The 21794-nt window shown below is 59.9% G+C and carries 20 protein-coding genes; all 20 read right to left on the bottom strand.

Annotation, left to right across the window (positions count from 1 at the left end; translation table 11 throughout):
• Positions 1–13: 13 nt before the first annotated feature.
• The 20 genes from lon to NZ746_06760 all read right to left on the bottom strand — a co-directional run bounded on the left by lon (position 14) and on the right by NZ746_06760 (position 21458).
• On the bottom strand, positions 14–2461 hold the full coding sequence (gene lon, locus NZ746_06855; protein MCS6817082.1) for an endopeptidase La: 2448 nt from the start codon (positions 2459–2461) through the stop codon (positions 14–16).
• A 13-nt stretch (positions 2462–2474) separates the two neighbouring features.
• On the bottom strand, positions 2475–2831 hold the full coding sequence (locus NZ746_06850) for an Hsp20/alpha crystallin family protein (protein MCS6817081.1): 357 nt from the start codon (positions 2829–2831) through the stop codon (positions 2475–2477).
• Between the two features lie 22 nt (positions 2832–2853).
• Positions 2854–4119 (bottom strand): SpoIIE family protein phosphatase, encoded by a 1266-nt coding sequence (locus NZ746_06845; GenBank protein ID MCS6817080.1) that lies wholly within the window; start codon positions 4117–4119, stop codon positions 2854–2856.
• A 57-nt stretch (positions 4120–4176) separates the two neighbouring features.
• Positions 4177–4908: a rhomboid family intramembrane serine protease gene (locus NZ746_06840; GenBank protein ID MCS6817079.1), complete on the bottom strand. Its 732-nt coding sequence runs from the start codon at positions 4906–4908 to the stop codon at positions 4177–4179.
• 168 nt (positions 4909–5076) lie between these two features.
• Positions 5077–5658: an aminodeoxychorismate/anthranilate synthase component II gene (locus NZ746_06835; GenBank protein ID MCS6817078.1), complete on the bottom strand. Its 582-nt coding sequence runs from the start codon at positions 5656–5658 to the stop codon at positions 5077–5079.
• The gene (locus tag NZ746_06830) at positions 5655–6803 is read right to left on the bottom strand and encodes a peptidylprolyl isomerase (protein MCS6817077.1); all 1149 of its coding nucleotides are present in this window, start codon (positions 6801–6803) and stop codon (positions 5655–5657) included. The genes NZ746_06835 and NZ746_06830 overlap by 4 nt, the downstream gene beginning before the upstream one ends.
• Positions 6800–8284 carry an anthranilate synthase component I gene (trpE, locus tag NZ746_06825; protein ID MCS6817076.1) on the bottom strand — a complete coding sequence of 495 codons (1485 nt, stop codon included), beginning with the start codon at positions 8282–8284 and terminating at the stop codon, positions 6800–6802. Before trpE ends, NZ746_06830 begins: the two co-directional genes overlap by 4 nt.
• 4 nt (positions 8285–8288) lie before the next feature.
• Positions 8289–8972, bottom strand: a complete 684-nt coding sequence (gene hisIE, locus NZ746_06820) for a bifunctional phosphoribosyl-AMP cyclohydrolase/phosphoribosyl-ATP diphosphatase HisIE (protein MCS6817075.1) — start codon at positions 8970–8972, stop codon at positions 8289–8291.
• A gap of 121 nt (positions 8973–9093) precedes the next feature.
• Complete coding sequence (locus tag NZ746_06815; protein ID MCS6817074.1) at positions 9094–9420, bottom strand: cytochrome C oxidase subunit IV family protein; 327 nt, start codon at positions 9418–9420, stop codon at positions 9094–9096.
• A gap of 12 nt (positions 9421–9432) precedes the next feature.
• Positions 9433–10119, bottom strand: a complete 687-nt coding sequence (locus tag NZ746_06810; GenBank protein ID MCS6817073.1) for a cytochrome c oxidase subunit 3 family protein — start codon at positions 10117–10119, stop codon at positions 9433–9435.
• Positions 10109–11743 carry a cytochrome c oxidase subunit I gene (ctaD, locus tag NZ746_06805; GenBank protein ID MCS6817072.1) on the bottom strand — a complete coding sequence of 545 codons (1635 nt, stop codon included), beginning with the start codon at positions 11741–11743 and terminating at the stop codon, positions 10109–10111. The genes NZ746_06810 and ctaD overlap by 11 nt, the downstream gene beginning before the upstream one ends.
• The gene (gene coxB, locus NZ746_06800) at positions 11740–12696 is read right to left on the bottom strand and encodes a cytochrome c oxidase subunit II (GenBank protein MCS6817071.1); all 957 of its coding nucleotides are present in this window, start codon (positions 12694–12696) and stop codon (positions 11740–11742) included. Before coxB ends, ctaD begins: the two co-directional genes overlap by 4 nt.
• 9 nt (positions 12697–12705) lie before the next feature.
• Entirely contained in the window at positions 12706–13563 is an 858-nt protein-coding gene (locus NZ746_06795) for an SCO family protein (GenBank protein MCS6817070.1), read from the bottom strand.
• Positions 13560–14018 (bottom strand): hypothetical protein, encoded by a 459-nt coding sequence (locus NZ746_06790; protein ID MCS6817069.1) that lies wholly within the window; start codon positions 14016–14018, stop codon positions 13560–13562. The genes NZ746_06795 and NZ746_06790 overlap by 4 nt, the downstream gene beginning before the upstream one ends.
• Complete coding sequence (locus tag NZ746_06785) at positions 14011–15171, bottom strand: hypothetical protein (protein MCS6817068.1); 1161 nt, start codon at positions 15169–15171, stop codon at positions 14011–14013. Before NZ746_06785 ends, NZ746_06790 begins: the two co-directional genes overlap by 8 nt.
• Positions 15168–15677 carry a cytochrome c gene (locus NZ746_06780; GenBank protein MCS6817067.1) on the bottom strand — a complete coding sequence of 170 codons (510 nt, stop codon included), beginning with the start codon at positions 15675–15677 and terminating at the stop codon, positions 15168–15170. Before NZ746_06780 ends, NZ746_06785 begins: the two co-directional genes overlap by 4 nt.
• Positions 15678–15775: 98 nt before the next feature.
• A complete protein-coding gene (locus tag NZ746_06775; GenBank protein ID MCS6817066.1) occupies positions 15776–16315 on the bottom strand; it encodes a DUF3341 domain-containing protein in 540 nt (179 codons plus the stop codon).
• Between the two features lie 12 nt (positions 16316–16327).
• Positions 16328–17758 (bottom strand): polysulfide reductase NrfD, encoded by a 1431-nt coding sequence (gene nrfD, locus NZ746_06770; protein MCS6817065.1) that lies wholly within the window; start codon positions 17756–17758, stop codon positions 16328–16330.
• Positions 17755–20784, bottom strand: coding sequence for a TAT-variant-translocated molybdopterin oxidoreductase (locus NZ746_06765; protein ID MCS6817064.1), 3030 nt, complete (start codon positions 20782–20784; stop codon positions 17755–17757). Before NZ746_06765 ends, nrfD begins: the two co-directional genes overlap by 4 nt.
• A 14-nt stretch (positions 20785–20798) precedes the next feature.
• A complete protein-coding gene (locus tag NZ746_06760; protein ID MCS6817063.1) occupies positions 20799–21458 on the bottom strand; it encodes a cytochrome c family protein in 660 nt (219 codons plus the stop codon).
• Between the last annotated feature and the right edge of the window lie 336 nt (positions 21459–21794).

Here is a 21794-nt window from a genome sequence, read left to right as displayed (position 1 = left end):
CACGCCCGCGACCTTATCTTCTGACCGCCTTGTGCGCTCGTTTGCTTCGGGCGCTCATGGAGAGTCGCCGCTTGTGTCCATTGCGATTCCCCGTCGGAGAGTCCACGAAGACATGCTGTAAGACCTCATCAATCGTTTCGACGGGGAGGATCGTGAGATCCGCCCGCACTTCCGGAGGCAGCGCGTCCACCTCTTGCAGATTCGGCTTGGGGAGAATGACCGTTCGAATGCCGGCGCGTCGTGCAGCCAAGACTTTCTCCTTCACCCCTCCGATGGGAAGCACTAGGCCCGAGAGAGTGATCTCCCCGGTCATCGCCACGTCAGCTCGCACGGGACGATTCAAGTAGAGCGAAGCCAGTGCGGCGACCATCGTCACGCCGGCCGATGGGCCATCCTTAGGCACCGCTCCGGCTGGGACGTGCAAATGCACGCCGTTTTTCTCGAAGAGCGACAGCGCGATGCCCAACTGGCGCGCATGCGCCCAGAGATAGCTTTGAGCGGCCCGTGCGGATTCTTGCATGATTTCGCCCAACTGTCCCGTGAGCGTCAGTCCCTTGCCACCAGGCAATAATGTCGCTTCGACGTAGATGACTTCTCCTCCGGTCTCCGTCCATGCCAATCCGGGCGCCACCCCTGGAGGCAACGTCTTCCGCGCTTGCTCAGTGAAGAACTTCTCCGGCCCGAGATATTCCTTCACCTCCGCGACGTCCACACAGACGGCGGCTGCCTTCCCTTCGGCCACCTTTCGCGCGACCTTGCGCGCGATCTGCCCGATGCTCCGTTCGAGCTGACGCACGCCGGCCTCGCGCGTGTACCGAGAGATGATGTGCCGCAGGGCTTCATCGGTGAGCGTCAGCTGTTCCGGCTGCAGCCCATTCTCATGGATCTGCCGCGGCAGCAAGAACCGACGTGCGATCTCGAACTTCTGCTCCTCGCTGTATCCGGGCAAGGGGATGACCTCCATGCGATCGCGCAAGGCTGGAGGAACCGTCGCCAGCGTATTCGCCGTGCAGATGAAGAAGACACGGGAGAGATCGAACGGCAGGTCGAGATAGTGATCGCGGAAGGTATGGTTCTGCTGCGGATCGAGCACCTCCAGGAGGGCGGCCGCCGGATCTCCGCGGAAATCCACGCCGAGCTTATCCACCTCGTCGAGCATGAGGACGGGATTATTCGTCCCGGCTCGGCGCAGCGCTTGAATGATGCGTCCGGGCAAGGCCCCCACATACGTCCGACGATGTCCGCGCAGTTCTGCCTCATCGCGGACGCCCCCCAAGCTCATGCGCTCGAATCTCCGCCCGAGCGCGCGCGCAATGGATTGTCCCAGGCTCGTCTTCCCCACACCCGGCGGTCCGACGAAGCAGAGGATCGGACTCTTGGCCCCCGGCTTGAGCTTGAGCACCGCCAAGAACTCGAGGATACGATCCTTCACTTCCTCCAAGTCATAGTGATCCTCCTCCAGGATCTGACGCGCATGTTCCAGATCGAGGTTATCCTCTGTGCTCTTGCGCCAGGGCAGTTCCAGGATCCATTCCAGATACGTCCGAATGACGTGATAATCCGGAGCCGTCGCGGGCAACCGCTCCATACGACGCAATTCGCGCTCGGCTTCGGCGCGCACCTCGTCGGGGAGATCGGTCGCCTCTAATCGTTCCCGCAGGAGATTGACCTCGGCCATCTCTGGCTCTTCCTCACCCAATTCCCGCTGGATCGCTTTCAACTGCTGGCGCAAGAAGTACTCCCGCTGAGCGCGGTCCATCTCCGCTTGCGCTTCTCCGGCGACCTTCCGCCGCAACTCTAAGATGTCAATCTCGCGGGCAAGGTATCGGTGGATCAACCGCAGCAGCTCACGACGGGTCGGCGCCTCCAACAGCGCTTGCTCTTTCTCCACCTCCAGATTCAAGAGCGCAGCCAGCGTGAACGCCAAGCGCACCGGATCATCCGTCGAAGTCGTAATGGCTGTCGCGATCTCCTGCGGCACATTTGGCAATAGGTTCAGTCCACGTTGGAGGAGATCGAGAATGTTCCGATGCAGGGCTTCGATCTCGAGGCTCTCCTCCTCGGGCAACTCCATGACTTCGACCTGGGCCGACAGATAGCGCTCACCTTGACGATACTCCAGGACGCGCACCCGTTCCATCCCTTGGACGAGGATCTGAATCGTATCTTCGGAGGTGCGCAGCATCTTCTTGACGACCACCAGCGTGCCTACCGTATAGAGGTCCTCCGGCGCCGGTTCATCTTCCACCTGACGCCGTTGGGCGACCGCGACGAGCCATCGCTCCTCCGTGGCCACCGCCGATTCCACGGCCGCGACCGATCGTCGCCGCCCCACCACCAGTGGAACCGGCATGAACGGGAAGACCACCGTATTGCGAAGCGGCAGGACGGGAAGCTCCAAGACCTTTCGTCCGGACGCAATTGTCTCTTCCTTGAGGACTGCATTCGTGCCCTCTTTCACCGTCCCCCTCCTTTCATCCTTCCTCGCAGACTAACCGGATGATGAGCAGTCCATTCAGGTAGTCGGTCTCGATGCGACAAGGATTCGGAGTGCGAGGAAACGAGACGATGCGCTCGAAGCGACTGTAAACCAACTCCATCTGGTAGCATTCCAAGCATTCGCCCAGCTCCATATCGCGGCGCACACCGCGAATGTAGAGATCCGCTCCATCGAGCGAGATCTCCACATCCTCCAAACTCACCCCCGCCAATTCGACTTTCACCAACCATCCATAAGGCGTTCGATAGACATCGGCGGCTGGGCTCCAGGTCATCTCGGAAACCCGTTCGCCACGCATGAGCAGCCAGAGCAGATCTCGCCTCTCCGCCATCGTCCGGCTCCCTCTCCTCTGCTCACACGGCGCGAACCACGACGACCGTCAAATCATCGGATCGTGTTTCGGAATCCACGTGTTGTCGCACGTCCTCAATTATAGCGTCGCACAATTCGGAAGCGGAACGTCGAAGGTTGCGCCGAACGATCTGCTCGAGCCGATGAACGCCATAGGGTTCACCCTCCGCGTTCTCCGCTTCGGTGACGCCGTCGGTATAGAGGATGAGGCTATCCCCCGGCATGAAATACACGATGTCCTCGGAGAAAGCGGCATTCTTCAAGACGCCGAGCGGAATGCCGCCAGTGGAGAGCAATCGCACCGGTTCTCCTTCGCGGATGAAGAGAGGCGGATTATGCCCCGCGTTCAGATAGAACATCCGACGCCCCTCTGCATCCAACTCCCCATAGAACGCCGTGACGAAATGGCGATCGTGCGTGCTTTCTAAAAGCAGCCGATTGAGCCGAGAGAAGACTGCGCGCAAGGCGAAGTCATTCCCCAAAAGCGCATGTAAGGAAGCGCGGAACGTCGCCATGATCAGCGCTGCTGGAACCCCCTTGCCCGAGACGTCGGCGATCACGATGCCCAAGCGCCCATCGGCCACATCAATGAAATCGTAATAATCGCCGCCCACTTCGGCCGAGGGGATCATACGTCCGAAGATCTCGAAGTTCACGACCTCGGGCGCGCGCGCCGGCATAAGCGCCTCCATGACCTGACGCGCGACGCGCAGCTCGCTCTCCAGACGTCGCTTCTCTAACATCTCCTGATGCAAGTCGGCCTTTTCGATAGCGATGGCGACCAAACTCGCGAACAACGTGAGCAGCTCCAGGTCCGCCTCGCTGTACGCATTCGGCGTATCCGACTCCAAGTTGATCACTCCGATGGTCTTCCCTCCGCTTCCGATCAGAGGTGCCGCCAGCTCCGATCGCGTCTCCTCGCGCGCCCGGACATAATACGGATCCGCCGTGACATCGGGAACGACGCGCCCTCGGCTCGTCTGTAAGACGTGTCCGACGATCCCCTCGCAGCAATGGAGCGGACCAGCATGCGCCAAATTCCCCGGATACCCCACCGTCTCGTACCCATGCAGAAGCCCGGTCGCGGGATCGAAGATGAAGACGCCAGCCGCATCGTACGGGATGAGCTGCTTCACCGCGCGCAAGATCCCTTGCAGGATCTCGCCGAGATCGAGCGAAACGCTCACCAACCGAAAGGTATGAATCAGCGTACGCAGGCGCTCTTCGGCAAGGAGCGGCTGCACCGCCATACGCTCTCGTTCTGCCATAAGCTCCTCACTCATCCTCCCGCCCGCATCCCTTCCGGGCGGTCTCCGAACTCCATCTCACCAAGAAAGGCGCCTCGGGCGAAAGTAATTGAAGTAATCGCGCCGTTTGAAGACGTGAACGAGGGCGGCGCCGGAGACGAACCCACCAATATGCGCCCACCAGGCGACTCCCCCCGTTTGCGCCGATTCAACGCCGAGGCTCAACGCCCCATAGAAGAATTGCTGCACGAACCAGAAAGCGAGAAAGAAGAAGGCCGGAATCTCGATGAGCTGCAGGAAGATCCAAATCGGAAGGAGCGTCACCACGCGTGCGCCAGGATAGAGCATGAAATACGCGCCCAGCACGCCGCTGATCGCGCCGCTCGCCCCTAAACTCGGAACGTGCGAGTCGGCATTGGTCACCACGTGCGCCGCCGTCGCCAGCACGCCGCACAGAAGATAGAAGATCAAAAATCGGAAATGCCCCATCCGATCCTCCACGTTGTCTCCGAAGATCCAAAGATAGAGCATGTTCCCCCCAAGATGCAGCCACCCGCCGTGCAAGAACATCGCCGTGAAGATCGGGAGGATCAGATCGGACGCCTCGTACCTGTGAAAGCCCCCCCATACGTCGAACTGTCCTTCCGCGAAATATCTCACCGGGACGACGGCGTAAGCGTAGAAGAATTGTTGAAGCTCCTCTGGCCCCAGAGACAATTCGTAGAAGAAGGCGAGGACATTGATGACGATCAAGACGACGGTGACAATGGGATAGCGCCGAGATGGAATGTCATCGCGAATGGGTATCATCGTCTCCCCCGTCTCACGCGGGCATGCGTCGTGCACATCCGAAGAGGCAAACGCTCACATCGGCATCGCCCCACTTCTTGCCCACGGCTCTCTCGAATCAAGAGAAGATCATAGCCTCGTGGGCGAGGATCGCGCAAGGCAACGAAACCGCTCTCATCCACGCGCGAATCATGAGAAGGACCCGCACAATGCGAGGAAATTTCTGAGCAGGAGTTTCCCCACCTGTCCCGTCATGATGGATTCGGGATGGAACTGCACCCCCTCGCATAGAAATTCTCGATGCCGCAAGCCCATGATCAATCCATCCGAGGAGGTGGCTGAGATCTCCAAGCACGAAGGCACCGATCCTCGATCCACGACGAGCGAGTGGTAGCGCGTGGCCGGGAAGGGATTGGGAAGATCGCGAAAGATCGTGCGGCCGTCGTGCATGATCATGCTCGTCTTCCCATGCATGAGCACGGGAGCGCGCACGATACGCCCGCCAAAAGCCTGTCCGATGGCTTGATGCCCCAAACAGACACCGAGAAGAGGAATACGTCCGGCGAACGTCCGGATCACGTCCAACGTGATCCCGGCTTCCTCCGGCGTGCCCGGCCCCGGCGAGATCACGATCGCTCGCGGCGAACGAGCCGCGATTTCTTCCACGCGGATTCGATCGTTCCGATAGACTTCGACCTCCGCCCCCAATTCGGCCAGATATTGCACGAGATTGAAGGTGAACGAGTCGTAGTTATCAATGACGAGAATCATCGCCCTTCCTCCACCCGCACGACACGGAAGCGGATCGGCACTTTGGTCACCGGAGCTTTCTGGGCATCGGTCTCGAGTTTCTCGAATTTCTCCAGGACCTCCATTCCCTCGACGACGCGTCCGAAAGCCGTATACTTCCCATCGAGATGAGGAGCACGACCCAAGCAAATGAAGAAGATGGCGCTCCCCGAATTCGGATCGTCCGGTTTCATCGGCAACATCCCCACGATTCCACGATCGAACTCGATCCGACCGATCTCAGCCGGGAGGAATTCACCCGACCAACCGCGCCCCCAGAGCGACCGATCCTCGCCACGCGTCAACGGATCGCCGCCGAGCAACAGATACCCCGGATAGATACGATGAAAGGTCGTGCCGTCATAAAAGCCGCCGCCAGCGAGCGCGACGAAATGCCGCGCATGACGCGGGGCAACTTCCGGCATCATCGCGATCGCGATACTCCCCAAGGGGCTCTCCAGGACAACGCGATACTTCTTCAACTCCTCCGGATGCGCGAGCGGTGACGGACGAATCCGCACCGACTTCATCACGATGCGCTGACGAGCCAATCCGTCAGCATCAGTCGGCGTCTCTGCGATCTTCTCCACGACGTCCATTCCTTCGACAACGCGCCCGAAGGCCGTGAACTTCCGATCGAGCTGACCCTGGTCGGTGACGCAGATGAAGAACTGCGAGCCCGCACTATTGGGATCTCCCGGACGCAGGACCGCTCCTACGACTCCCCGCGTGAACGGACGGTCATTGAATTCCGGCGACAATCGGTCCAATCCGCCTCGCCCCAATGCCTCGCGCGGCGTGCGCGGATCGCGACTCAGAGGATCGCCTCCTTGAATCAAACTCTTCGGCAAGATGCGATGGAACGTCGTCCCGTCGTAAAACCCCTGCCGCGCCAGATGGATGAAATACGCGACATGCCGCGGCGCATCCTGAATGAAGAACTCGATCACGATCGTTCCAAACTCCGTCTCGATGACCGCCTGGAGGTCTTTCAACTCCTCGACGTCAATCCGCTCAGGAGGCGGCGGCGCTTCCGCCCGTGGGCGTCGCTGTTGGGCGATACCTCCAGGAAGCGACGCCACGACCGCGAGCATAAACATCACGAGCGCAATCTCCCGTGCCCTCATAACTCTGTGCTCGCCACTTCGATGGCCCGAATCACCGAACGGGCTTTGTTCACCGTCTCCTGATACTCCCGTTCGGGAATGGAATCAGCGACGATTCCCGCACCCGCTTGGACGTACGCCCGCCCATTCCGGATGAGCGCCGTGCGGATGACGATGCAGGAATCAAGATTCCCCGAATAATCGGCGTAAAGAACGGTCCCAGCATAAATGCCGCGCCGCGTCGGCTCCAACTCGTCAATGATCTCCATGGCGCGAATTTTCGGAGCGCCGGTGACCGTGCCGGCCGGGAAACACGCGGCCAGCACATCGAAGCGATCCTTGTCCGGCCGGCGCCGGCCTCGGATCGTCGAGACCAAATGCATGACGTGCGAATAGCGTTCGACGACCATGAGGTCGGTGACCTCTACCGAACCATATTCGGCTACGCGCCCGACATCGTTGCGCCCCAGGTCCACGAGCATCACATGCTCCGCTCTCTCTTTCTCATCCGCGAGCAAGTCGGCTTCGAGCGCGCGATCCTCAGCGTCGGTCATCCCCCGCGGGCGCGTCCCCGCGATCGGACGGTAGGTGATCTCATCCCCCACAATCCGTACGAGCATCTCCGGCGACGCGCCGACCAGATGCGTCTCCTCCAACTCCATGTAGAACATGTACGGCGAGGGATTGAGCATTCGCAGCGCGCGATACACTTGGAACGGATCCAGATCGCCCACCTCGACCTCGAATCGCTGCGAGAGGACGATCTGAAAGGCCTCGCCGCGCGCGATATAATCTTTCGCCTGCCGGACCCTTTGCTCGAATTCGTCCCGCATCATGTTCGAGCGCACAAGGAGCGAGGACGCGGGTGCCTTCGCCCGTGGCACTTCCACGGAGCGCTGCAGCCGCGCTTCCATCGCCTCGATTTCCGCGACGGCTTGCTCATATTTCTCCTTCAACCGATGCTCGCGCCCACCGGTGAAGACGTTGGCGATGAGATGAATTTGATGGCGCGCGTGATCGAAGGCCAAGAGCGTCGAGTAGAACATCATCTGCGCGAGATCGAGCGGCAGATCGTTCCGCGCGCGCGCCGGAATGCGCTCGAACCATCGGACCGCATCGTAGGACATGTAACCGACTGCGCCCGCCGTGAAGGGCGGCAAGCCCGGCCATGTCACGGGATGATACGATGCCGTCAGCTCTCGCAAGAGATCGAGAAAGGCGTCGGCCCGCTCGACTCGTTCGTGATTTGTTTCGATCACGCAGCGATCTTCCCGCGCGCGAATGACCGTGTGCGGATTCGCCCCGATGAAAGAGTATCGAGCGATCTTCTCTCCCCCCTCGACCGACTCGAGGAGAAAGGGAAATCGCGCCTGAGGGCGAAGGCGCAGGAAGGCCAAGACGGGCGTGAGGAGATCGGCAGCGATCACCTTCGTCACGGGGATGATATTCCCCCGCCGCGCCAGCTCGCGCACTTCTCCGAATGTCGGTCGAATCACGCCCATGCGTTCACCTCGAGGGCAAGACACGGCTCTCACTCGCTCGCCCCGTGCGACTCCGCAGCTCGAAGAGGATATCTCGCGGATTCAGCTCTCGATCGGCCATGAGCACGAGCAGATGATAGAAGAGATCGGCGATCTTGCCGCTCAGCTCTTTCTTCGATCCCGCCTTGGCCGCGATGGTCACGTCCACGAGCTGTTCCCCCAGACGCCGCAAGATCGCATCCACGCCGCTGCTGAGCAACAAGGCCGTGTACGAATTCTCCGGACGCTCACGATTTCGCTCCTGGATGAACTCGAACAACTCGCCGAGCAAAATCCCCATCTCCATCGAAGCGAGCCCCACGACCGAGACTCCCTCCCGCTTCTCCTCAAGTTCCGTGAGCGCTCGGGAAAAACATGTCTCCTCGCCCGTGTGGCAGGCCGGTCCCCGCGGATCTACCTTCACGATCAAAGCATCTCCGTCGCAATCCACGATGATGTCCACGACGCGCTGTGTATTCCCTTCCGCGCCGACTTCCCGCCGCACGCGCCGTGCGTGCGCGCTCCAAGTATGCGTCTCGCCCGTTCGCAGCGTGAGGGCCAACGCCTCGGCATTCATATGGGCGAGCATGAGGATGCGACCCGTCTCATGATCCTGAATGATCACGGGGATCAATCCGCGCTCGTCGAATCGCAAGCCTTGGATCACCATGGCCTCCATCGCCTCGATCGCGTTGCTCCCCGAGAAAACCCTTGGGAAATCTACGCCAGGGGGATGGAGGCTGTCAACGACGGGTGCTCGACGCTGGCGGCCGTCTCCGGGTACCCCGCCGTCATGGCCCGCTTCCGTTTGCCCCCCATCCGGGCGGATCTGGCACCCACTCTCGGGTGAAGATATCGGCTCCCGTCAGGCCGACGAGCAGGAGGAACCAAAAGAGCGCAGCTCCGACAAATCCCCAGATCAAGCGCGAGCTGTACTTCAAATGCATGAAATAGAGGACGACGAGGAGCGCCTTAGTCGTCGCCAGGGCGAGCGCCAGATAGATGTTCAACCATCCGAAATCGTAAAAGGCCACGTCCACCGTCACGAGCGTCAGCAGTAACAACGTGATGAAGACGAGCCAATAGACCCGCTGCGGGACGATGGGCGAATGCGCCATATAGTTCCCTCCTCACGTCCGGCTGATCAAATACAGCAAGGGGAAGAGATAAATCCAAACGATGTCCACGAAGTGCCAATAGAGCCCGGCGACCTCCACCGGAGTGTAATATTGCGGGGAGAAACGTCCGCGCCATGCCAGGATCCAAAGCACGGCCAGGATGCCGATCCCCACGACCATGTGAAGAGCATGAAGTCCGGTCATCGCGAAGTACAGGGAGAAGAAGAGCTGCGCCGCACGCGCATGCGGTCCCTCGAAGCGAAAGGAGGGCCCGGGCACCAAATGCTCATGAATCTTATGCGAGTATTCGACGACCTTCACTCCGAGGAAGACCAACCCCAAAGCCATCGTCACGGCCAGAAAGAGTCGCAGCGCACGCGATTGCCCGAGTTGCGCGCTGCGCACGGCGAGCGCCATCGTCAAGCTGCTGCAAATGAGCACGGCCGTATTGAAGGCTCCGAGCAGATAGTCGAGACGCCGACTCGCCACGGCGAACCCTTCCGGATAGAGCGAACGATAGACGGCATAGCTGGCGAACAGGCCACCGAAGAACATGACCTCCGTGATGAGGAACACCCACATGCCGAGCGTAGAGGCCTCGAATTGCTGCTCTAGATCATCGAAATGATGAGCCAACGGCGAACGTCCCAATTCGACGGATGTCGCTGAAGATGCTCCCGATGCCATCTCAGCGCGCATGGGCCTCCTCCGATTCTGGCGTGTAATCGTAAGGCTCGCCCGTGACCACCGGTGTCACGTCGAAATTATGTGGAGGCGGTGGCGAAGGCACAAGCCACTCCAGACCTTTCGCTCCCCAGGGGTTCTCCGGCGCCTTCGGCCCGTAGCGCAGCGACCAAATGAAGTAGATCATCGGGATGAGGTAGCCAACGCCCAAGATCGAAGCGCCCGCCGAGGACATGACATTCAACACTTGGAACTCCTCCGGATACACGTGATACCGCCGCGGCATCCCCAAATATCCGAGGATGAACTGCGGGAAGAAAGTCAAGTTGAACCCTACGAAGATCACGAGCGCGGCGAAGCGGGCCCACCCCTCTGGGTAAATCTTTCCCGTCATCTTCGGCCACCAATAGTGCAGCCCGCCCAAATAAGCCATGATCGTCCCGCCCACCATAATGTAGTGGAAATGCGCGACGACGAAATACGTGTCGTGCACGTGCACGTCCACTGCCAGCGTCGCCAAGAAGATCCCCGTCAGCCCGCCAATGGTGAAGAGCCCGATAAAGCCAAGCGCGTAGAGCATCGGCGCTTGGTAGGAGACCGAGCCCTTATACAGCGTAGCCGTCCAGTTGAATACTTTCACGGCTGAGGGGATCGCCACCAACATCGTGAGCACGGAAAACACCATGCCGGCGTAGATGGATTGTCCGCTCGTGAACATGTGGTGACCCCACACGAGAAAGCCCAAGACCGCGATGGCAATGCTGGAGAAGGCGATGAAGGAATAGCCGAAGATGCGTCGCCGAGAGAAGCAAGTGATCAATTCATTGATGACCCCCATGGCTGGGAGGATCATGATGTACACGGCCGGATGCGAGTAGAACCAAAACAGATGTTGAAAGAGCAACGGATCGCCGCCGAGCTTCGGATCGAAGATGCCGATGTGGAACAGCCGCTCCAAGCCCACAAGCAGGATAGCGATGGCAACGACCGGCGTCCCCAGGATCATGATGATGCTCGTCGCGTAGTGCGCCCAGATGAAGAGCGGTAACCGGAACCATGTCATCCCCGGCGCTCGCATCTTATGAATGGTCACCAGGAAATTCAGCCCCGTCAGGATCGAGGAGAATCCCGTGATGAAGATCCCCACGGCCGTGAGCATGACGTTAGAGTTCGAGTACGTACTGCTGTAGGGCGTGTAGAACGTCCAACCCGTGTCCACCCCGCCGAAGACGGTCGCCGCCAGCGTGAACAGTCCTCCCAGCGTGTAGATATACCAGCTCAACAGGTTCAACCGCGGAAAGGCCAGATCGCGCGCCCCGATCATCAGCGGTACGAGGAAATTCCCGAGCACGGCGGGAATAGCCGGAATGAGGAAGAAGAAGATCATGATGACGCCATGCATCGTGAAGAGCCGATTGTACGTCTCCGATTGCACCAAATCTCCCTGCGGCGTCATCAGCTCCAAACGGATCAGGACAGCGAAGAATCCCCCCAGGAAGAAGAAGAGCGTGACCGAAGCCAGATAAAGCAGGGCGATCCGCTTGTGGTCGGTCGTGAACAGCCACGACCGTATCCCGTAGCTCACGTTCAAATAGTTCACGCGCGACGTGCGCGGCAATTCCACCAAAGGCGTGCTCATCGCTGTTCCCCTCCGAGCGATTTGAGATAGGCCACAAGCTGCAGCAGTTGCTCCTCGGTGATCTGCCCTTGATAAGTCGGCATGACTGACGGCGATGAGAATCCAGCGACGATCTTCGCGTCGGGATTCAAGATGGATTCCCGCAGGTACGCTTCGTCGGCGACGACCGTCCGCCCATCAGCCAATCTCACCGAGCGACCGAAGAGCCCGCGCAGTGATGGGCCCAATTCTTGAGTGTCCTCGCGATGGCAAGTATGACAGGCCAACTGTTGAAACAGACGCTCCCCCGCTTGGGCCAGCGATTCCGTGGGCGCGCTTGCTCCTCCGCTACCCAGCCAATTTTGATATTCGACCGGATCCATGACGATGACCCACCCGCCCATCTCCGAATGCTTCGTACCGCAATATTCCGCGCAGAAGAAGCGGTACCGCCCGGGTTGCGTTGCTTCGAACCAGAGCGTGGTGTAGCGACCCGGCACCACGTCTTTCTTCACGCGAAAGTCGGGGATGTAGAAGCTGTGAATCACATCCTCAGTCGCCATCGTCAGTTTGATGGGACGACCAGCTGGAACATGCAACTCGTTGATCTCCCGCTGACCCGTCGGATGCTGGATATGCCACATCCACTGCTTACCGACGACATAGACTTCTAGCGCTTCTTTCGGCGCTGGCCCGTACATCTTGAAGTACAAGACTGCTCCCCATCCGAAGACCACCAACACAATCCCCAAGGGAATGACGATCCACGTGATCTCGAGCGCTAGCGAACCGCGAACCGGTGGCGGCACCTCCGCCTCGGAACGCCGCCGATATTTGATCGCGAAGACCGTGATCAAGAGGAAGATGAGGGCAATGAAGAAAAGGCTCACCCCGACCAAGAACCCGTAGAGCGCGTCCACTTCAGGCGCGAACGAGGAAGCGCGCTTAGGCAAAAGTGGAAAGTTTTCCCACATAGCTCCCTCTTATCCCACCATACGCTTCTTCCGCCGATCGCGGCGGAACATCACAAATATGAAGCCCCCCAGAACAAGCACGGTCGCTATCCCAGCCAGCCGAAGGACGTTCATGATGAGCAGGCTATATCGGCCCGTCTTCGGATCGTAGTGGTAGCAGTAGAGCAAAATCTGATCCACTGGCGAGCCGATTTTTCCTTGCGCCGCTTCGATCAAGCCAAGCCGCAGGTCTCGCGGTGCATATTCGATCCCGTAAAAGTATCGAGCGACGCGTCCTTGTGGTGTGAGCACCATGATCCCACTGGCATGAGCGAACTGTCCGGTCTGGGGATCGAAGGCATAGCGGAAGCCCACGGCTTCCGTCAGCCGTCGAATGCTCTCCTGCTCTCCAGTCAGGAAATGCCAGCCCGCCTCGGCTTCCGGACGCCCATAACTCTGCACATACGTGCGCTTTTTCGCCGCCGCCAGCTCCGGTCCCTCGCGGGGATCGAAACTCACGGTCACGACAGTGAACTCCTTCCCCACCGTCAGCGGGAGCGCGCGCAAGCTCCGCAATAATCCGTTGAGAATGAGCGTGCAGAGCATCGGGCACTCGTAGTAGACGAGCGAGAGGATGACTGGCTTCTCGCCGAAATATTCCCGGAGCGAGACGGCGCGCCCCTGTTCGTCGCGGAAAACAAGCTCGAGCGGAATCTGCGCATCGAGTTTTTGGTCAATGCCGACATTTTGTAAGATCGGCGCCGGTTGCTCCGAAGACACGTTCTGCCCTCGCCCCTCGCGGACGACCAAGAGCCCAAAGCTCACGGCCAACACCAGGCCGAGGCTCGCCCATGATATCGCGCGAACGCAAGTCCCTTGAATCCTCATCGTCTTTCGCTCCTGTTCTCTCGCGCCGGGTCCCCATCGGCGCGAAGGTCTCGTGCAGAAGGAGGAGAAGATTCCCTCACCTGGCCATGGGGGCGAACCGGAACGCCGCGTTCCAAGAGGAGGTCCATCGCCCGTTCGATAGGGATGCGAACGACGCCCGCCCCCCGATCAATCCATGCGTAGCTGTTCAACCGTTCTTCCTCCCGCTGACGAAGCGCTTGCAGATCCAGCTCCGGAACGACCTGCAACCGCGGTTGAGGTGGCAACACGCGCTCTTCACGAAAAGGCGAAGGCGGCTCCTCGGCTCGTTCCACGCGCTTCTGGAAGAAGGCGAAGCCCCCCCACATGAGGAGTCCAGCCCCCACCGTCAGGGCAGCCAATCCCAAGACCAAGGCCGCGATCATTCGCGGACTCACATCCCGTTTTTCATAGCGCGGTTCGGTCGGCTCACTCATAAGCAGCTCGCACCTCCAGTATCCGAGGATCGTGGATGGGGATCAGCTCATGTCGCTTCACCTCCCTCGCCCAGAAAGCGAGCCAGAATCCCCCAATTCCCAAGAACACGGCGGCGTTCGACCAATGGACTCCGATCCCCTTCTCCTCGAACGCTGGCATGACGATCCAATACAGGTCCACTACGCGCATGATCAAGATCATCCCAGCCAAGATCGCCAGCGTTCGCACATTTCGCTTCATCGCACGAGAGAGCAACAACAGGAACGGGATCAGGAAATGAAAGACGATCAAAAGTCCAGCCACCACCTCCCAGTGCCCTCTCATCCGGCGCAGGTACCACGGGATCTCCTCCGGCAGATTCCCCGACCAGATGATCAGGAACTGCGAGAAAGCGACATACGCCCACAGCATGACGAACGCCAGCAAGAGATTCCCCAGATCATGGAACACGTCGCTCGTCGCAAGTTCCGAGAGCGGTCGAGCGCGCGAGAGCCAGGCTGCGATAAGGATCGCGGCAGCGAATGCCGTGAGCACCTGCCCGAGGATGAATTTGATGCCGTAGATCGTCGAATACCAATGCGGCTCCAACGACATGACCCAGTCCACGGCCGCGAAGGTGATCGCTCCTCCATAGAGGACCAGTCCTGGCCCGCTGAGCGCTCGCATTCGATTCCCGAGCGTGGGCTCTCCGGTGCGATCTTGCTCGTAGGACCATTTCGTCACCAGATACGCCAGCGCGATCCACACGACGAAATAGAGGACAGCGCGAAGGGAGAAGAAGGGGACATTCAAATACCGGCTCTTGTGTCGGAGGACCTCGTCAGCAGCGACCACTTCCGCATGGGTCCACTCATAGAGGTGAGAGAGCCCGAAGAAGAGAGGGACGAAGAGCGCAGCCATCAAGAAGATCGTTCGCGCTCCCGCTTCCAAGATACGCCGGATGGGGATTCCCCAACGACCGCCGGTCAGATGATGCAGCATCACCAACCCCGCAGAGCCGATTGAGATCCCAAGCCAAAAGAGATATCCGAAGAGATACGACGGCCAGAAATGTTCGGGATCCGTAAGCGCCGCGATGAGCGCCAACACGATCCCCGCGATACCAATGCTTGCGGCACGACGCGACAGTGTTTCGAGGCCCTGCACGTTCACTCCCCTCCCTCCGTCAAGCGTCGTCGCTCAGCCGGCGGCACGTCCTGCAGCCTCGCGTTTTGACTGAGTTGCAAGGCGCGAATGTAAGCGACGATCGCCCACCGATCTTCCGGCGGGATGCGGGACGCATAGCTGTACATCGTCCCGAAGCCATTTGTGATGACATCGAAGAAATATCCAACTGGAGCCTGTCGCAACCGGTCCGTGTGAAATGAGGACGGTTGCCGGAATCCGCGCTGGACGATCATCCCCTCGCCATAACCATCGCGCCCATGACATGGCGCGCAGAAGATGTCGTAGCGCTCGCGTCCGCGCTCGAGGATGGAACGCGTAATGGGGAATGGGAAAGTCTCGGCGAGCTGCCCTCTCACCTTGCCGGTATACAGATGCTCATCCATCCTCGCAAAGCCGCGCGGGACCGTCCCTTCGACCAAGGGACGAGAGGCCCGACTATCCGCGAAAAAGGTGCTTCCCTCTAGCGGTTCATATCTCGGCTGATCATGCATATCCTGGCGGCACGCGCTTCCGCCCAAGGCGAGCGCAAGGAGAAGGCCCACTCCCCACCAACCTCGTGTGCGCGCGCTGGTCTGTCGAGCGATCCCTCTCACGGCTCCACCTCCCAGACGCCGTCAGCTCCCAAGCTCTCCAAAAAGTGGCGCGTGGCCTCCCGGTCGAATTTCGGATCGCGCGCTTCGATCAGAAGGAAGAAGCGATCGCGACTGGCCAATGCGAAGCGCGGCACATTGAAGACGGGATGATAGGGCATTGGCAATCCGTTCAACGCGAGCATCCCCAGAACGGCTGAGAGCGCAGCGAAAAAGATCGTCGTCTCGAACACGATGGGGATGAATGTCGGCCAGCTATGAAAAGGCTTCCCACCGACGATGAGCGGATAATCAATGACCTCGGCATAGTAGAGAAGCGCATAACCGAGGGCGCCACCGAAGAGTCCGCCGAGCAACACGATTACTGGCAGGCGCGTGCGATGAAAGCCAATGGCCTCGGCCAATCCCTCGACCGGGAACGGCGTGTAAGCGTCCATCCGCCGATACCCCTCGGCATACGCGCGCTGCGCCGCCACGACGACTTTCTCCGGCGCATCGAACTCGGCCAATAGTCCATAAATGTCCGTTCGCTCGGCCATGCCATCCCCTCCTCACGAGGCCGTCGAGGCCTCCGCCGGTCGTCCCGCTCCGCCATGAGGCGTCGGAGCGACCTCCGGCAAGAGCGCTCGCATCTCGAAGATCGAGATGACCGGCAGCAGTCGAATGAACAGAAACATCAGCGTCAGGAAGAGTCCGATCGAGCCCAGGAACATCGTCCAATCGAAGACGGTCGGCCTGTACATCCCCCACGATGAGGGGAGGAAATCCCGATGCAAGCTCGTCACAACGATCACGAAGCGCTCCAGCCACATTCCCACGTTCACGACAAGCGCGATAGCAAAGAGCGCGCGCACGTTCTGCCGCACGCGCGCCGACCAGAGCGCTTGAATGATCCCCACATTACACACGAGCAACGCCCAATAGATGGGCGCATACGGACCACGTAACCGATTGAGGAGCATGTAGCGCTCGTACGGGTTCCCACTATACCACGCCATGAAGGCTTCCATCATGTAGCCGTAGCCGACGATGAGTCCCGTCGCCAGCATGACCTTGGCCATGTTGTCCAAATGCTTCATCGTGATGAAGTCCTCCAGCTCGTAATACTTTCGGAGCGGAATGGCCAAGGTCATCACCATGGCGAACCCCGAATAAATCGCTCCGGCGACGAAATACGGCGGGAAGATCGTCGCGTGCCATCCGGGAATAATCGAGATGGCGAAATCGAAGCTCACCACGGTATGCACGGAGACAACCAGCGGAGTCGCCAATCCCGCCAATAGCAAATACGCCATCTCATATCGCGCCCAATGGCGGGCCGATCCACGCCATCCCATGGCGAGGAATCCATAGAGGATGCGCCAGAACCGACGCCGCGCGCGATCTCGCAGCGTCGCCAGATCGGGGATCAGTCCGATGAACCAGAAGAGGAACGAGACCGTCGCGTACGTCGTGATCGCGAAGACGTCCCAAACCAAAGGGCTGCGCGGCTGCGGCCACGTCCCCATCGTGTTCGGATAGGGCAAAAGCCAGTAGAAGAGCCACGGTCGGCCCATGTGCAACAGGGGATACAACCCAGCGCACGCGACGGCGAAGAGCGTCATCGCTTCCGCGAAGCGGTTGATCGAAGTCCGCCACTTCTGCCGCAAGAGCAGCAGGATCGCCGAGATCAACGTCCCCGCATGCCCGATCCCAATCCACCAGACGAAATTGATGATGTCGAATCCCCAGCCGACCGGGACCGTGACGCCCCAAATGCCCACGCCGACCGCGAGCAGATAAGCCGCCGTGAAGAGGAGCAACATGAGCAAAAGGAAAGCGATCGTGAACCCCAGGAACCACTCGCGCGGCGTGCGCCGCGTGAGCACGATGGCGCTGATCTTATCCGTGATCGAAGCATACGTATACCCGGGGGCTAAGATCGTCGCCTGTGGATCAAATGGCGTCGCGATCTCTACTGTTCGCCTCCTCTCCTCACTCATGACGTCTCCTCTCCCAGAAGCGCGACCACTTCCGAATTCGGATTCCGCAACCGCGCCAGATAAGTCGTGCGCGGTCGCGTGTTCAGCTCGGTCAGAATTCCATAATTGAGTACGTGCGCCTTCAACCGCGCCACGCGGCTCTCAGGATCGTTCAAATTCCCGAAGATGATCGCCTCGGTCGGACAAGCCTGCTGACACGCCGTCAGGATCTCTCCGTCTCGAATCGTCCGCTCCTGTTTCTTCGCCTCGATGCGCGCGGCGTTGATCCGCTGCACGCAATAGGTGCATTTCTCCATGACGCCGCGGCTGCGCACGGTCACGTCGGGATTCCGCTGCATCTTCAAGGTCTCGGTCGTCCAATCCGCGTAGAGCCGGAAGTTGAACCGGCGCACCTTGTACGGGCAGTTGTTCGAGCAATAGCGGGTTCCCACGCATCGATTGTACGCCATTTGGTTCAAGCCCTCGTGGCTGTGAACCGTCGCTCCCGTTGGGCACACGACCTCGCACGGCGCCTGGTCACAATGCATGCACAGGACCGGTTGATGGTAGATGTCCGGACGCTCCAGATCGCGCCCCTCGAAGTATCGGTCGATGCGGATCCAATGCATCGCGCGCCCGATCTTCACCTCGCGCTTTCCGACAACGGGGATGTTATTCTCAGCCTGGCAGGCAATGACGCAGGCATTGCACCCGATGCAGGCGTTCAGGTCAATGACCATGCCCCAAGAGTAACCGTCGTACCGATGCTCAGGATAAAGCGTGAGATCGGGCGGCGGATCATGTCCGAGCTCCCGAGCGAACTGAGGATTCGCTTGATACTCATCGAGCGTCGCCACGCGCACAAGATGCCGTCCTTCCATGCTGTGATGATTTTGCGTGCTGACGAGCTCATGACGACGATCGGTCCGTCGAAGTTCGATCCCCGCTTCGAACCATGGCGCCGCTGACGTGCGCAGGCGATAGGCGTTGAATCCCAGATGTGATCCCACGCGTCCGGCGCGCCACCGCCCGTACCCGAGATGTACGGTCACCGTCTCCGTCGCCTGCCCGGGCATAATCCAAACCGGAGCAAGCACCCGACGATCTCCCCGCTGCAGCTCAATGACGTCTCCATTCTTCACCCCAAGGCGTTCCGCTAGCGACGGCGAAATAAGCGCCGCATTGTCCCACGTCAGCTTCGTGAGCGGCTTCGGCAACTCTTGCAGCCACCCGTTATTCGCGAAGCGCCCATCCCAAACGGTCGGATCCGGACGGAAGACGATCTCCACGCCCTCGGGCGCCCGCGCGGGTCGCTTCGCCGCCTCTGCTTTGATCGCCTCCCATTGCACCGAGACCGAGACGGGCGGAAGATGAGTGTCGGGGACGATCCCCTCGTGCAGGGCCGTTCGCCAAAACGTCTCGAAATCGGGGAACGCTCCGATACGCCCCGCCTCGAACCGCCGCTGCCAATACTCGCGCACGATCTCATAGCCGGAGCGCTCCACTTGCCCGAGAAGTGCCGCGAGCACTTCGTGTGCCGATCGCGTCTCGTAGAGGGGAGCAATGAGCGGCTGCATGATCGTCACCGTTCCATCAGGCGCGCGCCCGTCGCTCCACGCCTCTAAGAAGTGACTCTCCGGGAGATGCCAGTGACAGAGCTGCGCCGTCTCGTCCGCATAGAGCCCCAGATGGACGCGCAGACGAACACGGTTCATTCGCTCGGCGAACTGAAGATCAGCCGGCGCCGTGTAAACCGGATTCGCTCCGAAGATGAAAAGGACATCCACGCGACCGGCCTCCATATCCTCCGCCAGTTCTCGAAGCGAGGCCATCTGCTCCATCGGCTCGGCTTCCACAGGCTCGGTGTAGACGACCGTGCGCCCGACGTTCCCCAAGCGGGAGTTCAACGCATGCCCGATGGCGTGTACAAACGGCGGCTGCGTCTCGCCGACGAGTACCAGGCTCTCTCCGCGATGTCGCTCTAAATCGCGCGCGATCGCTTCCACAAGGCGCGGATCAACACCGAGCGACGCCAGATCCGGCTCCGGCACTTCCACCCCCAGTCGCCGCGCGAGCGCTCGCGCGATCAGCTCGATCGCGCTCGATCGCACCGAGAACCGATGATCAGCGATCGCCCCCGTCAATGAGGGCGTGCTCTCGAACACGTAAAGGCGATTCCACTGAGCCATCTCCGTCTCCGCGCGCCGTCGTGAGATGAACTCGCGTGCTTGTCGGAGATGGTTCGGCCCCCACGTCAGAAAGTCCGCCTCCAGCGAGAGCACCACGCGCGCTTCTCGCAAGCGATACTGCGCGTCCACGATGCGGCCGAAGGCCAAGCGCGCTCCCGCCTTCTGATGATCTCGCGAGACAGGTTCGTATTGATGCCATCGAGCCTCGGGGAAGCGAGCGAGGACCTGTCGCAACTGATCCGCCAACGTTGGAGAAGTCACCGTCTCCGTCAAAATGCGCAGGCCAGCTCCACGCGTCGCTTCCCATCGTTCTCGTTCTATCCCCAACGCTCCCCAGAATGCCGTCCACGTATTGATCCCGCCACGATGCAAAACGACCTGCGAACGATCGGGATCGTACAACATCAAGATCGCAGCTTGCGCGAAGACGTCCGTGGCTCCCAAGCTCGATGGATGCTGCGGGTTCCCTTCGATCTTAGTCGGCCGCCCCATGTGACTCTCGACGATGAGGCCAGTAGCAAATCCTCCAAATACCATCGCCGTCGCATAAAAGAGCGGCTTACCAGGGATGATCTCTTCCGGAGCCCGCGTATAGGGGAAGATCTGTTCGGTCGGCTGGCGCGTGCATGCCGAGGAGAGCCCCGCAAGCGCAAGCGATGCCCCCATCAGCTTCAAGAACGTGCGCCGATCCACTCCCTCCGGAGCCGGTGTCGGAAACTCGCTCTTCAAAAATTGAACGAACGTTGGATCCTCGGCCAACTCCTCCAAACTGCGCCAGAAGACCAGGCCGCGTTGCTCAGCTAAACGTGCTCGCACCGCGGCGATATCCCAAGACGCTCCGTCTTCCTTCCTCACCACCTTCTGCCTCCCTCTCACCGATGGCACACAGAGCAATCGGTCAATTTCTCGGGTCGATCAATCCTGTACTCACGCACAAGCCGTCGTCCTAATTCCCGCTGATCTTCAGATGGAACCCAATCCGTGCGGAAGACATACTCCCGCGGACGGACGTATAGCTCCGGCTTCCGGTGGCACTCCAAGCACCACTCCATATGCAACGTACTTGCCTTCCACACGAGCGGCATTTCATCCACCGGACCATGACAGGTGACGCACGCGACCCCTTTCTTCACGTGGATCGAATGGTCGAAATAGACGAAATCCGGCAGATCGTAAACCTTCGTCCACGGGATCGGCCGATTCGTACGCCAGCTCTCGCGCACGGGTTCCAACATGGGGCTCGTCGCGTGAATTTGCGAATGACAGGTCATGCACGTCTCCGTCGGCGGAATCCCCGCAGAGTTGCTCTCCTCAACCGAAGTATGACAATAGCGGCAATCAATACCGAGCTGCTTCACATGATGCTTATGGCTGAATGGAACAGGTTGTTCACGGGCTACACCCACCTGCGTCACATAAGGGGACCGATTGAGCGCCGCTAAGGCCCATGTCACAGCCCCGATGATGAACACCGCTCCGAGAATGCTCACCCTCGCGATGAGATTCGTACTGCGATGAAAGATCTGCGCCATACGAACGCTTACCTCGCGGTCACACTAAATCTCCTGTGGTCTCCCCTATACTCACGGCCTTCCACACAAGCGATACCCATGAGACGTCTCGTCCGCCCCTGATAATTTAAGTGAGATTTTACATGGAGATGCTCGCTTAATCAAGCGCCGGAAACGTCCGAGTTGCCACGATGCGGTGAAGATGCTGAAAACTGCGGCTAAGGCCGAAGTCTACTTCGAAGAGCTTGAAGAGGCATAGGATGATCAGCGCAAAATCCATCGCGAGTGCCCATCCAGTTGAAGCGGATGGGTAACCAGGGCGACTTGGTCGCAAAACAAGCAAGATGGCCTAAAGAG

The organism is Blastocatellia bacterium (assembly GCA_025055075.1).
Lineage (GTDB): Bacteria > Acidobacteriota > Blastocatellia > HR10 > HR10 > HR10.
This window is presented reverse-complemented; position numbering and strand designations above follow the sequence as displayed.

Bases quoted from the DNA above. Each gene is read 5' to 3' on its own strand.
- NZ746_06850 (MCS6817081.1), bottom strand. From the start codon at position 2,831: ATGGCGGAGAGGCGAGATCTGCTCTGGCTGCTCATGCGTGGCGAACGG.
- NZ746_06845 (MCS6817080.1), bottom strand. From the start codon at position 4,119: ATGGCAGAACGAGAGCGTATGGCGGTGCAGCCGCTCCTTGCCGAAGAG.
- NZ746_06840 (MCS6817079.1), bottom strand. From the start codon at position 4,908: ATGATACCCATTCGCGATGACATTCCATCTCGGCGCTATCCCATTGTC.
- NZ746_06835 (MCS6817078.1), bottom strand. From the start codon at position 5,658: ATGATTCTCGTCATTGATAACTACGACTCGTTCACCTTCAATCTCGTG.
- NZ746_06830 (MCS6817077.1), bottom strand. From the start codon at position 6,803: ATGAGGGCACGGGAGATTGCGCTCGTGATGTTTATGCTCGCGGTCGTG.
- trpE (MCS6817076.1), bottom strand. From the start codon at position 8,284: ATGGGCGTGATTCGACCGACATTCGGAGAAGTGCGCGAGCTGGCGCGG.
- hisIE (MCS6817075.1), bottom strand. From the start codon at position 8,972: ATGGTGATCCAAGGCTTGCGATTCGACGAGCGCGGATTGATCCCCGTG.
- NZ746_06815 (MCS6817074.1), bottom strand. From the start codon at position 9,420: ATGGCGCATTCGCCCATCGTCCCGCAGCGGGTCTATTGGCTCGTCTTC.
- NZ746_06810 (MCS6817073.1), bottom strand. From the start codon at position 10,119: ATGCGCGCTGAGATGGCATCGGGAGCATCTTCAGCGACATCCGTCGAA.
- ctaD (MCS6817072.1), bottom strand. From the start codon at position 11,743: ATGAGCACGCCTTTGGTGGAATTGCCGCGCACGTCGCGCGTGAACTAT.
- coxB (MCS6817071.1), bottom strand. From the start codon at position 12,696: ATGTGGGAAAACTTTCCACTTTTGCCTAAGCGCGCTTCCTCGTTCGCG.
- NZ746_06795 (MCS6817070.1), bottom strand. From the start codon at position 13,563: ATGAGGATTCAAGGGACTTGCGTTCGCGCGATATCATGGGCGAGCCTC.
- NZ746_06790 (MCS6817069.1), bottom strand. From the start codon at position 14,018: ATGAGTGAGCCGACCGAACCGCGCTATGAAAAACGGGATGTGAGTCCG.
- NZ746_06780 (MCS6817067.1), bottom strand. From the start codon at position 15,677: ATGCATGATCAGCCGAGATATGAACCGCTAGAGGGAAGCACCTTTTTC.
- NZ746_06775 (MCS6817066.1), bottom strand. From the start codon at position 16,315: ATGGCCGAGCGAACGGACATTTATGGACTATTGGCCGAGTTCGATGCG.
- nrfD (MCS6817065.1), bottom strand. From the start codon at position 17,758: ATGAGTGAGGAGAGGAGGCGAACAGTAGAGATCGCGACGCCATTTGAT.
- NZ746_06760 (MCS6817063.1), bottom strand. From the start codon at position 21,458: ATGGCGCAGATCTTTCATCGCAGTACGAATCTCATCGCGAGGGTGAGC.